We start from the raw sequence: 11,897 nt of genomic DNA on the forward strand, positions 1-11,897 counted from the left end.
GGTCGAGCCTCAGGCGAACAGCTCGGCGCCGACGTACGAGCCCGCTGCGGCGCCGCCGGGGATCGCCCAGATCCCCGATCCGACGTGGCGGATGTACTCGTTCATCAGGTCGGTCGAGAGGCGCTTCTGCAGGGTGATGAACTGCTGCGGGTCGCGCTGGTACGAGAGGAAGAACAGTCCGGCGTCCAGGCGTCCGAGCGCGTTGTTCCCGTCGACGTAGTTGAACCCGCGGCGCAGGATGCGGATGCCGTCGTTCTGGTCGGGGTGCGCGAGCCGCACGTGCGAGTTCCGGTCGATCGCCGACCCCGAGAACGCCGGCTCGGTGAACTCGTCGCCACCCGACAGCGGAGCGCCGCTGCCCTTCTCCCGACCGATGATCGTGTCCTGCTCGCTGAGCCGCACACGGTCCCACGTCTCGATGAGCATCGCGATCTTGCGCGCGACGAGATACGAGCCGCCGGCCATCCAGGCGGGCTCGGCGGACGCAGGCACCCAGAGGTTCTCCTCCAGCGCCTTCGCATCGTCGGCGAGGATGTTCGCCGTGCCGTCCTTGAACCCGAAGAGGTTGCGCGGAGTCGCGCCGGCCGATGTGGTGCGCGAGGTCTTGCCGAAGCCCAGTTGCGACCATCGGAGGCGGGCGCGCCCGAACGCGATCCGGCTCAGGTTCCGGATGGCGTGCACGGCCACCTGCGGGTCGTCGGCGCACGCCTGGATGCACAGGTCTCCGTGCGAGTGCGCGGGGTCGAGGTCGTCGCCGAGGAAGGCGGGAAGACGCTCCAGCCCCTCAGGGCGCAGCGCCGCGATGCCGTACCGATCGCCGTCCTCGTTCTCGAAGAGGGTCGGCCCGAAGCCTATCGTGATCGTGAGCCCGGACGCGGGAAGCCCCTGCGCCTCGCCGGTGTCGTCCGGCGGCTGCTCGGCGTCGCCGCCCACCGCTCCGGTCGCGCTCACCTCGAGACCCTGCGTGATGCGAGAGGCCGCGTACGACCAGTCCTGCAGCAGCGAGATCAGATCGCCGCGGTCTGTGCGCGGCATCATGTCGAAGGAGGCGAAGTGCAGGTGCTCCTGCACAGGGGTGGTGATGCCCGCCTGGTGCGCGCCGAAGAAGTCGTAGACGCTCTTCGCGTCGGCATCCGCCCTCGCCCGTCCGAGCGCGACGCCTCCGGCCAGTCCCCCGCCGACGCCGACGGCGAGTCCGGCCACGCCTCCGCCGAGGGCCAACCCCAGCAGCCCACGCCTGCTCAGACCCGGAGAAGCGGATGCCGCGGCCCCCGCATCGTCATCCGACGCGGGGACAGCGGCATCCGTCGTGCTTTCGCTCACCTCGGGATCGTACCTGTTCTGCGAGTCAGTCGAGGACCGTGCCGGTGAGCTGGGACAGCGGCTCCGCCAGCGCGTTGATCAGGTCGGTGAACTCGCGCTTGTCGTCCTCCGTGAGCTGCGAGTAGTTCACGAAGCCGTCGGTGAGAGAGCCATGCTTCGCGAGCGCCGCCTCGAGGGCCGCATAGCCGTCCTCGATCTCACCCACGACCTTCTTACCCTCGGCGCCCTGCGCGTCGGCGAAGTCCTGCACGAGCGAGAAGGCCATCTTGGACCCCTCGACGTTGGCGGCGAAGTCGTAGAGGTCGGTGCCGGACCACCAGTCCTCCTCGCCGGAGATCTTGCCGGTCGCGACCTCGTCGAGCAGCGCGATCGCGCCGTTCGAGATGCCGCCGATGCCCTGGTCGTCGAGCGCCGTGGTGAAGTCCTTCGAGTGCACGTAGTCGTACAGCTCCTGGGTGTCGGCGATCAGCTGATCACCGTATCCGGCGCGCTCCTCGGGAGTGGACGGCGCCCAGTCCTGCCAGGCGGGAGTCTCTCCGTCGGCGTTCAGCGCGTCCTGCGCGGGCACCCAGAGGTCCTTCTCGATGCGGTGGAATCCCGTCCAGTCGAGCCCTTCGGCGACGGCGTCGACCTCGCGGTAGTCGATCCTCGGGTCGAGGTCGCCCAGAGCCTCGGCCACCGGCTCGATGCGCTCGTAGAACGCGCGGGTCTGCGGGAAGAGCGTGCGCGCGGTCTCGTCGTCGCCCGACTCGTACGCGGCCACGAGGGCGTCGACCGCGGGGACGAGCTGCCCGACCTGATCCTTCACGAAGGCCGCGTAGAGGTCGACGGCCTTCTGCTTCTGCTCGGCGTCCTCACCGGTGACGGCGACGCGGTCACCGGTGACCGTGAACTCGGACTTGCCGACGCCGTCGCCGATCATGCCGGGCTTGCAGAGCGTGTAGTAGGTGCCGGGCTGCGCGACGACCGTGAGGGTGCGCGACGCGGCGGGGGCGATGTTCTCGACCTCTCCGACGATCCGGAGGCCGTCCTCGGCCAGCAGGTAGAACTCGCTGGTCTGGCCGCTGGTGTTCTTGACGTCGAAGACCAGCGTGCCGCTCTTCGCGGTGGCACCAGAGACGTCGCACGCGCTGTCGGTCGAGGAGACATCGAACGAGGCGCCAGCGGCGACGTCGGCCTTGGCGACGCAGCCGCTCAGGACGAGCGCAGCCGCGCCTGCGGCGGCGAGGGCACCGAGGATCCGGCGAGAGGTGGTCATGCTGCTCCTTGCTGTGTGAGTGAAGGGGTCGCGGCGTTCTCGACCCGCGCGACCGCTGCCCGAGCAGTCCTGCGGCCGCGAAGACCGCGGAGGAAGAAGAATCCGACGACGAGGATGTAGACCGCCCACGCCACGACCTGAAGCCAGGTCATGCGCGGCATGAAGCCCACGGTCGCCTGGAGAATGGTCGACAAGGGCTGGCCCGGGGCGATGACGGCACTGACGTCGAAGGCCCATCCGAACGGGAAGGCGGCCCAGCCGACGGCGACGGAACCGGTGACCGGGTCGATGGGCGCCAGGGCGGAAGACGGCCCAGGGAGCGCACCCGCCTCCTGGAGGTCCATGATCGCATACGCGAGGACGCCCGCAGCCACAACGACGAGGAACCCGCTCGTCCACGTGAAGAACCGGCGGAGGTCGAGCTTCACCGCGCCCCGTGCGAGGAACCAGCCGATCACCACGGCGGTGCCGAGGCCGAGGAGCGCTCCGAGAAGAGCGGAGGGCGCGTCACCGAAGACCTGCAGCATCGACCACAGCAGCAAGGTGGTCTCGATGCCCTCGCGCGCAACAGACACGAAGCCGATCGCGATGAGCGCCCACAACCCGCCCTGGGTGAGCGCCCTGTCCAGGCCACCCTCCAGGGAGGCCTTCATGGTGCGCCCGGCCTTCTGCATCCAGAAGATCATCCAGGTGACCATTCCGACTGCCAGCAGCGACAGCAGCCCGCCGATGAGCTCCTGCGCCTCGAAAGTCAGCGAGTACGCGCCGAAGGTGAGCACCGCGCCGATGCCCAGTGCGAGGGCGATGGCCAGTCCGATGCCGGCCCACAGCCGCGGCAGCGCATCCTTCCTGCCGAGCCTGCGGAGGTAGGCGACGAGGATGCCGACGACGAGCGCGGCTTCGAGGCCCTCACGAAGGCCGATCAGAAAGCTGGCGAGCACGGGTGGAGACTCTCTCGATACGGACGAAGGTAAGGCATCCCTTACCGATGAGACTTTAGCACCTGCGCATCATCCGCTCGAATGCCGTCACGCTCGGTAATGCTCTGAAACACTCGACGCCGGTGCCCCACAGCCGATCTACTCTCGGGACATGGCTGAACTCTCGCTCCCGATCCTCGACCTCTCCCAGCTCGATGCAGGCCCGGAGGCGGCCGCACGGTTCCGCGACGACCTGCGGAAGGCGACCCACGACGTCGGCTTCTTCTACCTCACCGGCACCGGCGTCTCGTCGGACCTCGAAGCCCGGCTCCACCGCGCCGCCCTCGAATTCTTCGCCCTGCCGGAGGACGACAAGCTCGCGATCGAGAACGTGAACAGCCCGCACTTCCGCGGCTACACCCGCATCGGCGGAGAGCGCACGCAGGGGAAGGTCGACTGGCGCGAGCAGATCGACATCGGCCCCGAGCGCCCGGCGGTCGACGACGGCCCCGCCTTCAACCGACTGATCGGACCGAACCTGTGGCCCGATGCGCAGCCGGAGCTCCGTGACGTCGTCGGAGAGTGGCACGAGACCCTCTCCGATGTCGCCCGGAGGCTGCTGCGCGCCTGGGCGCAGGCCCTGGGCGCCGAGGAGTCGTACTTCGACGAGCACTTCGGCGAGCCCTCCACTCTCATCAAGATCGTCCGCTATCCCGGCACCCACGAGCCCGAGCCCCAGCAGGGCGTCGGCGCGCACAAGGACTCCGGCGTGCTGACCCTGCTCTGGGTCGAGCCGGGCAAGGGCGGCCTCCAGGTCGAGCGGGACGGATCGTGGGTGGACGCGCCTCCCGTGCCCGGCGCCTTCGTCGTGAACATCGGCGAGCTGCTCGAGTACGCGACCGGCGGCTATCTGAAGGCCACGAATCACCGCGTCGTCTCCCCGCAGGCGCCGGACGAGCGCATCTCGATCCCGTTCTTCTTCAACCCCGCGCTGGACAAGCGGCTACCGCTCATCGAGCTGCCCGCCGACCTCGCGGCCGAGGCGACAGGGGTCACCGAGGACCCGAGCAACCCCATCCACGCGCTCTACGGAGAGAACGCGCTGAAGTCCCGGCTGCGCGCGCACCCCGACGTGGCGGCGATCCACCACGCGGACCTGGTGGCGGCGACCGCCTGACCCGACGGCGCTTCCGTTCCGTCGGTACTGCCACCCCCGTGCAAGGCTCGGCCGACCTCCACAGACGAGCCGGCGGGGTCGGCGCCGTGCAACGTGCCCGCCGTCGGCATCCCCGCCGAGGTCGTCCGTCGCCGCGGCGAACTCGCGAGAGACGTCAGAACCCGACGTGCCCGCCGAGCTCGACGATCTCGCGCAGCGCCCGCAGATGCCCGGAGAAGGCACTCATTCCTGCCGGAGTGGAGCGCACCCAGGTGCGAGGCCGGCTTCCCGCGCTCCCCTTGCGTGCTCGCACGTAGCCGGCGGCCTGCAGGTGCGAGATCGCCTTGCTGAGGGCGGAGTCGTTCGCCTGGAGGATGTCGGCGAGCGTGGCGAAGTCGAGTTCGACGCTTTCTCCGAGCGAAGCCATCAGGGAGAACCTGATGGGCGAGGCGAAGTTGTCGTCGAGACGTGTCCGCGGGTGGGCGTCACGGTCGGTCATCTCCCCTCCGAAGGGGCCTCGGCCTCGGCCGTCGTGTCCGGCGCGGCGACCGGCGCGGGCAGGCACGCAGCGATGCACAGCAGCGCTGCGGCTGCTGCGGCCGCTCCCAGGGCCGACGGCAGGGTCACGGCGTCGGAGTACGCACGCTGGAGCGCGAGCCAGGTGACCACGCCCATGCTCGACAGGTAGGCCGCGATCTGAGGCCACCGCCAGTACCGTCCGAGCGCCTGCGGGCCCGCATCCGTCGCCCAGAGGAACAGCCACACGACCACGGCCATCATCACGAGGATGCCGACGATCGAACCGAGCAGCGCGTTCTCGATCCCGATCGACAGCGCGGCGATGCCGATCAGGATGCCGAGGCCCGCGGTGGCGGCTCGAGTCTGGCCCGGCAACGGCTCCCGCGGTCTCGCGGGTCGCCGTTCCTGACCTCGCTCGCGCCACAGCAGGGCAGCGCCGTAACCGCCGAACCCCAGAAGAATGGCGAGGCCGGGGATGAAGGTCATCCACAGCGGGCGGTTCTGCGCGTCGATGAAGATCAGCAGGAAGAACGCGACCATCGCTGCGCCGTAGGCGACCACCGCTACGACCGACCACGACCTCGCGCCGACCGCTCGCCACTGCACGCCCGCGCGCTCGGCGAACCCTGCGCTGATCTGGCCCGTGATGATGACCAGGAAGACGAACGGCTGCGTCGACGTCGCGTCCGCGCGATTGACCAGCAGCAGGGCGGTGATGAGGACGGCGACGGCGATGCCGCTGAGAATGGCCTGCCACGACGACGCACGCCGGTCGACGCGTTCGTCGCGACGACGGTGCACCTCCTCCACCTCGTCGAGGTACTGGCGCGCGACATCGGCGGACGGCGGCGCGAGCGGTGCGGTACCGTCGATCGGCTTCTGTTCCATGATGACCCCGGTTTCCATCGGGAAAGCTTCTTACTTTCCTACGGGAAAGAAGCCGGGTCGTCAACCTGGACATGACGAAGGCCGCCCACACCGTGGGCGGCCTTCTCAAGAATGTTCTGCGCGATTGAACGCTGGGCTCAATGCCTTATCGACGCAGTCCGAGACGCTCGATGAGCGAGCGGTAACGGTTGATGTCGATGTCCTGGAGGTAACCCAGGAGACGGCGGCGCTGACCGACGAGCAGGAACAGGCCACGACGCGAGTGGTGGTCGTGCTTGTGCTCCTTGAGGTGCTCGGTGAGGTCCTTGATGCGCTGCGTCAGCATTGCGACCTGCACCTCGGGGGATCCGGTGTCACCGGGGTGCGTCGCGTACTCTTCGATGATCGCCTTCTTGACGTCTGCTTCCAGTGCCATAGATTCGATCCCCTCTCTGCTTGTTGCGCGGTGCCCGGCACCTGATGTGCGAGCTCTCTTTATCCGCGGCCGATCAAACGGCAACCTGAAGAGTCTACCAGCCATCCGCACCTGCGGGCGACCATGCGCGGCGCCCACTCCCCCGCCCCTCGGATACGCTCGGAGGGTGCAGGACCGAGAAGAACAGTGAGCGCGACGCGCGGCCATCTCATCGATCTGACCCCGCTGCGGCGGAGCCCGGCGTTCGCCAGGATGTGGATCGGATCCACCCTCACCGGCATCGGCGGGCAGCTCACCATCGTCACCGTGATGCTGCACGTGTTCTCCCTCACGCACAGCACCTTCGCCGTGTCGATGATCGCGGTGGCGGGGCTCGTGCCGATGATCCTCGCGGGCCTGTACGGCGGCATGCTCGCCGACGCCTTCGACCGCCGTCTCGTCGCGTTGATCGCCGCCACCGTGACGTTCGCCTCGACGGCACTCCTCGCCGCGCTCACCTGGACCGGCATGGAGACGATCTGGTGGCTCTACGCGCTCAGCATGATCAACTCCGCCGCGAACTCGGTGGGCATGGCCACCCGCACCGCGATCGTGCCCCGCCTGATCCCGAGAGATCAGCTCGCGGCGGCATCCGCGCTGAACGGCGTCGCGTTCGGGCTCACCGTCATGGCGGGGCCAGCGCTGGCCGGCATCCTCGTCGCCCTGATCGGATACGGCTGGACGTACTCGATCGACGTCGTGCTCATACTGTCGATGTTCCTCGGGCTGTGGACGCTCCCGGCGCTGCGCCCCGAGGGCGAGACCGTGCGGCCGGGCCTCGAGTCTCTCAAGGACGGCTGGCGCTTCCTCCGCAGGGCCGGGAACATCCGGATGCAGTACATCCTCGACATCGTCGCGATGACCTTCGGGCAGCCGCTCGTGCTCTTCCCCGCGCTGGGCACGGTGATCCTCGGCGGAGGCGCCGTCACCACCGGCCTGCTCACCGCGGCCGTCGCCGTCGGCACCTTCGGATCGAGTCTGCTCTCCGGCCGCGTCGTGCAGTACCGGTGGCACGGACGCGGCATCGCGAGAGCCGTCGAGGCGTACGGAGCCGCGATCGCCCTGTTCGGCCTGGTCCTGCTCATCGGCGCCCTCACCGGCTCGGCCACCGGGAGATCTCCGAGCATTCCCCTCATCGTGGCCGCCTGCGTCGCGCTCGCCCTCTCAGGAGCCTCCGACAACGTGAGCTCGATCTACCGCAACACGATGATGCAGGCCGCCGTGCCCGACACCATGAGAGGACGCCTCCAGGGGGTGTTCATCATCGTCGTCGCGGGCGGGCCTCGGGTGGGCGCGCTGTACGCCGGCACCCTCGCCACCTTCACGGCGCTGTGGTTCCCGCCATTGCTGGGCGGGTTCATCGTGATCGCCCTCGTGGCGCTGCTGGCCCGGAGGAATCCGCGCTTCCGCGCCTACGACGCGGAGAGCCCTGAGCCCTGAGCCCTGGGTTCTGACGGCAGACCGCAGCGATGTCGGAGGTCGGGTGCAGTGTGTGGGCATGAGCACCTCCATCCGCACGGCCACGCTGCCGCTCACCGGGCCTTATGACCTCCGCGAGGTCGCACTCATGGGTTTCGGACACCGCGACGAATCGTCCTTCGACGGCGTGATGCGCCTGGCCTTCTGCACGGACGCGCTCGACACGCAGGTCGGCGTCGAGGTGCGCCAGACCGAGGGCGCGCTCACGCTCACCGTGCACGGCGACGGAGATCTCGGAGCGATCTCCGCTCAGGTCGCGCGCGTCGTGTCCGCCGATCAGGACGGAGACGCGTGGTCCGCGGTCTGCGCGGCGGATCCGGTCCTCACGCGAGTGCACGCCGAGGCTCCCGGCTTCCGTCCGTCGAACTTCTACAGTCCGTACGAGGCGGCGGTGTGGGCGACGCTCTCTGCTCGACGCTCGCGACGCCGGGGCATCGGCCTCCGCCAGCGGCTCTCACTCGCGCACGGCGCCGCTTTCGAACTCGCCGGCCGCACGGAAGCCGCCCTTCCCCTGCCGCATCAGCTGCTCGCCCTCGATGCGGTGCCGGGGCTGCCTGCCGACCGCATCCCGCGGCTGCACGCGATCGCCCACGCTGCGCAGGAGGGCCTGCTCGACGTGGCGCGCCTCACCGCCATGGACCCCGCTGAGGCCATGTCCGATGTGCAGCGGCTGCCCGGAATCGGCCCCTTCTACGGCGCGCTCATCGTCATTCGCGCGTGCGGGCTGACCGATGTCCTCTCGACTCAGGAGGACCACTCGCGGGCCGCCGTCCAGAGCCTGTACGGCCTCGACCACACACCGAGCGATGACGAGCTCGCGCGCATCTCCGAGGCCTGGAGGCCCTTCCGCACATGGGCGGCGGTGTCGCTGCGAGCCGTCGGTTCGCGTCTCTCTCCCCCGGCCGAAGGTTGACCGCCGGCGGCTGGCGGCCCAGAGCCGGTCTGCAGGCATCCGACACACCCCGGACTCCGGATACGCCGACGGCGGGCGCCGAGAGTATCGACGCCCGCAGTCGGGGATGCGGGTGCGGGATCGATCAGTCCTGCTGCAGGGCACCCTGGAGGTCGAGGTTGATCGTGATGTCCTTGCCGACGAGCACCCCACCGGTCTCGAGGGCGGCGTTCCAGGTGAGGCCGAAGTCCTCGCGGTTGATGACGGTGGTCGCAGAGGCGCCTGCCTTGTACGAACCCCACGGGTCGGAGCCGAAGCCGCCGAAGTCGAACGCGAAGCTCACGGGCTTCGAGACGCCACGGATGGTGAGGTCACCGTCCACGAAGAAGTCGCCGTCCTCCACGCGGGTGCCGGTCGACACGAACTCCATGGTCGGAAAGTTCTCGGTGTCGAAGAAGTCGGCGGAGCGGAGGTGGGTGTCGCGGCCCTCATCCTTGGTGTCGATCGAGGAGACGTCGACGCTGGCGGTGACCTTGGCCTCGAGCGGGTTCTCCGGAGCGACGAGTGTCGCGGACTTGATGCCGAACGTGCCGCGCACCTTCGAGATCATCATGTGACGGACGCTGAAGGTGACCTCGCTGTGCGCGGGGTCGAGCACCCAGGTGCCGGAGCGGTAGCCGGGGATGTCGATGCTGGTCATGGTGTCTCCTCTGAGGATCTGACGAAAAGTCCGGCCGCGTGCGCGGCGTCAGAGTGGTGCAACTTGCATTCACAGACATGTATTCCCGTGAATGAAGATTCTTCTTCGAAATGACGAAGGCGCCCCGCCCCCGAGGGAGCGAGACGCCTTGCGCAGAAGTGCGGATCAGCCGACGGCGACCAGATCGATGATGAAGATCAGGGTCTTGCCGGAGAGGAAGTGCCCGCCGCCGACCGGGCCGTAGGCCAGGTGCGGAGGGATGACCAGCTCACGGCGTCCGCCGACCTTCATACCAGGGATGCCGTCCTGCCAGCCCTGGATGAGCCCGCGCAGCGGGAACTGGATGGTCTCGCCGCGACCCCACGAGGAGTCGAACTCCTCGCCGGAGTCGAACTCGACGCCGGCGTAGTGGACGGTCACGGTGTCGCCGGGCTTCGCCTCGGCGCCGTCGCCCACGATGATGTCGCGGATGACGAGCTCAGCGGGAGCGGGGCCGGCGGGTGCGTCGAACTCAGGCTTCGTACGATCAGTCATGACTCCATCCAACCCGAGCCCCGACCCCCGGTCAACGCGAGCGCACCTGCTCACAGCGAACACTCCGGCGACCGCCGAACGAGGTCTCAGTCCCTGTCGGCGAGGTCCCTCCCGAGGCGCTGCGACACCCACACCGGGATGAACGAGGCGAGGATGACGACGGTGGCGACCACGTTCACGACGTTCGCCTCGTTGGGCCTCGCCATCTGGTTCATGATCCACAGCGGAAGGGTGTCCACCCCGGGCGGGGCGGTGAAGATCGTGACGTAGACCTCGTCGAAGCTCAGCGCGAAGGCGAGGATGCCTCCGGCGATGAAGGCGCTGCGGAACTGCGGGAAGGTGACAAGACGGAAGGTCTGCCACGGCGTCGCGCCCAGGTCTCTCGAGGCCTCTTCGATGCCGGGGTTCAATCGGCGCAGGCGTGCGAGCACGTTGTTGAACACCATCACGATGCAGAACGTGCCGTGGGCGATGATCATCCCGAAGAAGCCGACCTGGATGCCGATGGGCTCGAGGATCTGGTTGTAGGTGTTGCTCAGGGCCACGCCGGTGACGATGCCGGGCAGCGCGATCGGCAGAACGACGAGCAGGTTGACCGCACGCTGGCCGAAGAACGAGTACCGCTGCAGCGCGAAGGCGACGAGCGTTCCGAGGACGAGGGCGATCGCCGTGGCTCCCGCCGCGACCAGGATCGAGTTCAGGAGAGCCGCGCGCACGGGTTCGCTCGCGAAGGCCTTGCCCCACCACTCCAGGGAGAAGGAGCTCACCGGCCAGCTCGCGATCCGCGCCCCGTTGAAGGAGTTCAGCACCACGAGCAGCAGCGGCACATACATGAACACGAGGATCGCGGCGACGAGGATCCCGAGGATCGTCTTGGAGGTCCTGGACAGTCTCAGCATGGCGGCCTCACATCCTTTCCAGTGCGCCGGTGCGCTGGACACCGACCAGGTAGATCACCACGAAGGCGATGGGCACGAGGGAGAACGCCGCGGCGATGGGCGGGTTGAGGTTGATGTTGGATGCGATCACGCTTCCGATCATCTGCGTCGACCCCCCGACGAACTTGGCGACGAGATAGTCGCCGAGACTCAGCGAGAACGTGAAGACCGAGCCGGCGATGACGGCCGGCTTGATGAGCGGCAGGACGACCGTCCTGATCGTGCGCCACGACCCTGCGCCGAGGTCGGCCGACGCGTCGAAGAGATTCGGAGGCAGCTGTCGGATCGCGGTGTACACGGGCACGGCCATGTAGGGCAGCCAGAGATAGGTGAGGGTGAGGATCACGGTGAAGGCGCTGAATCCCGGCCCGCGCCCGCCGACGGGTCCGACCAGCCAGTTGAAGAACCCGTCCTCCGTGAAGGTAATCCTCATGGCGAGGACCTTCACCAGATAGCCCGCCCACAGCGGCAGCGTGATCGACGCCGCGAGCACTCCGCGCAGCCATGGCGAAGCCACCTTCGCCATGAAGATCCCGAGCGGGATGGAGATGAGGATGCACACCGCGGTGACGGCGAGGGCGATCCCCAGAGTGCGCAACGACGTCGAGAGATAGGCCGGATTGGCGATGAGCTGTTCGAAGTTGCCGAGCGTGAAACCCGGCTTCACCTTCGAGGTGAAGGGATCGGTCACCCAGAAGGCGGTCACCAGCAGCATCACGAGGGAGAAGATGTAGACGCCGATGAGCCAGGCCATCGGCAGGGCGAGCAGCCCCGCGATCCGTGCGCGTCGCTTCATGGTCATTCCTGTCTCGAGAAGTCGAGTGCGGTGGGGCGGA

The 11,897-nt window shown here is 68.4% G+C and carries 13 protein-coding genes; 3 read left to right on the plus strand and 10 right to left on the minus strand.

Annotated features, from left to right (window positions below; genetic code table 11):
• Positions 1 to 9: 9 nt before the first annotated feature.
• From efeB to efeU, 3 genes are read right to left on the minus strand one after another with little or no spacing between them, the layout of a single operon-like run.
• Positions 10 to 1,323: an iron uptake transporter deferrochelatase/peroxidase subunit gene (gene efeB / locus MRBLWH10_RS08725; protein ID WP_341942391.1), complete on the minus strand. Its 1,314-nt coding sequence runs from the start codon at positions 1,321 to 1,323 to the stop codon at positions 10 to 12.
• A 25-nt stretch (positions 1,324 to 1,348) separates the two neighbouring features.
• Positions 1,349 to 2,581: an iron uptake system protein EfeO gene (efeO, locus tag MRBLWH10_RS08730; protein WP_341942392.1), complete on the minus strand. Its 1,233-nt coding sequence runs from the start codon at positions 2,579 to 2,581 to the stop codon at positions 1,349 to 1,351.
• A complete protein-coding gene (gene efeU, locus MRBLWH10_RS08735) occupies positions 2,578 to 3,522 on the minus strand; it encodes an iron uptake transporter permease EfeU (protein WP_341942393.1) in 945 nt (314 codons plus the stop codon). The genes efeO and efeU overlap by 4 nt, the downstream gene beginning before the upstream one ends.
• A gap of 151 nt (positions 3,523 to 3,673) precedes the next feature.
• On the opposite strand from efeU, the gene MRBLWH10_RS08740 reads away from it, so the two are divergent.
• Complete coding sequence (locus MRBLWH10_RS08740) at positions 3,674 to 4,678, plus strand: 2-oxoglutarate and iron-dependent oxygenase domain-containing protein (RefSeq protein WP_341942394.1); 1,005 nt, start codon at positions 3,674 to 3,676, stop codon at positions 4,676 to 4,678.
• A 154-nt stretch (positions 4,679 to 4,832) separates the two neighbouring features.
• Here MRBLWH10_RS08740 and MRBLWH10_RS08745 read toward each other — a convergent pair whose 3' ends face one another.
• The 3 genes from MRBLWH10_RS08745 to rpsO form a co-directional block, all read right to left on the minus strand.
• Positions 4,833 to 5,156, minus strand: a complete 324-nt coding sequence (locus tag MRBLWH10_RS08745) for a transcriptional regulator (RefSeq protein WP_341942395.1) — start codon at positions 5,154 to 5,156, stop codon at positions 4,833 to 4,835.
• Positions 5,153 to 6,082, minus strand: a complete 930-nt coding sequence (locus MRBLWH10_RS08750; RefSeq protein WP_341942396.1) for a hypothetical protein — start codon at positions 6,080 to 6,082, stop codon at positions 5,153 to 5,155. The genes MRBLWH10_RS08745 and MRBLWH10_RS08750 overlap by 4 nt, the downstream gene beginning before the upstream one ends.
• Before the next feature lie 127 nt (positions 6,083 to 6,209).
• The gene (rpsO, locus tag MRBLWH10_RS08755) at positions 6,210 to 6,479 is read right to left on the minus strand and encodes a 30S ribosomal protein S15 (protein ID WP_005048780.1); all 270 of its coding nucleotides are present in this window, start codon (positions 6,477 to 6,479) and stop codon (positions 6,210 to 6,212) included.
• Positions 6,480 to 6,665: 186 nt separating this feature from the next.
• Between rpsO and MRBLWH10_RS08760 the strand changes: the two genes are divergently transcribed.
• Together MRBLWH10_RS08760 and MRBLWH10_RS08765 are read left to right on the plus strand one after the other, a co-directional pair.
• The gene (locus tag MRBLWH10_RS08760) at positions 6,666 to 7,958 is read left to right on the plus strand and encodes an MFS transporter (RefSeq protein WP_341942397.1); all 1,293 of its coding nucleotides are present in this window, start codon (positions 6,666 to 6,668) and stop codon (positions 7,956 to 7,958) included.
• Between the two features lie 58 nt (positions 7,959 to 8,016).
• Positions 8,017 to 8,910, plus strand: a complete 894-nt coding sequence (locus tag MRBLWH10_RS08765) for a hypothetical protein (RefSeq protein ID WP_341942398.1) — start codon at positions 8,017 to 8,019, stop codon at positions 8,908 to 8,910.
• Between the two features lie 124 nt (positions 8,911 to 9,034).
• Here the strand turns inward: MRBLWH10_RS08765 and MRBLWH10_RS08770 are convergent, their stop codons facing one another.
• The 4 genes from MRBLWH10_RS08770 to MRBLWH10_RS08785 all read right to left on the minus strand — a co-directional run bounded on the left by MRBLWH10_RS08770 (position 9,035) and on the right by MRBLWH10_RS08785 (position 11,857).
• Positions 9,035 to 9,589 carry a YceI family protein gene (locus MRBLWH10_RS08770; RefSeq protein WP_223586597.1) on the minus strand — a complete coding sequence of 185 codons (555 nt, stop codon included), beginning with the start codon at positions 9,587 to 9,589 and terminating at the stop codon, positions 9,035 to 9,037.
• Positions 9,590 to 9,754: 165 nt separating this feature from the next.
• Complete coding sequence (locus tag MRBLWH10_RS08775) at positions 9,755 to 10,123, minus strand: FKBP-type peptidyl-prolyl cis-trans isomerase (RefSeq protein ID WP_105674561.1); 369 nt, start codon at positions 10,121 to 10,123, stop codon at positions 9,755 to 9,757.
• An 86-nt stretch (positions 10,124 to 10,209) separates the two neighbouring features.
• Positions 10,210 to 11,022 carry an ABC transporter permease gene (locus MRBLWH10_RS08780; protein ID WP_223586598.1) on the minus strand — a complete coding sequence of 271 codons (813 nt, stop codon included), beginning with the start codon at positions 11,020 to 11,022 and terminating at the stop codon, positions 10,210 to 10,212.
• A 7-nt stretch (positions 11,023 to 11,029) separates the two neighbouring features.
• The gene (locus MRBLWH10_RS08785) at positions 11,030 to 11,857 is read right to left on the minus strand and encodes an ABC transporter permease (protein ID WP_341942399.1); all 828 of its coding nucleotides are present in this window, start codon (positions 11,855 to 11,857) and stop codon (positions 11,030 to 11,032) included.
• Between the last annotated feature and the right edge of the window lie 40 nt (positions 11,858 to 11,897).

This window comes from Microbacterium sp. LWH10-1.2, assembly GCF_038397765.1.
Taxonomy (GTDB): domain Bacteria; phylum Actinomycetota; class Actinomycetes; order Actinomycetales; family Microbacteriaceae; genus Microbacterium; species Microbacterium natoriense.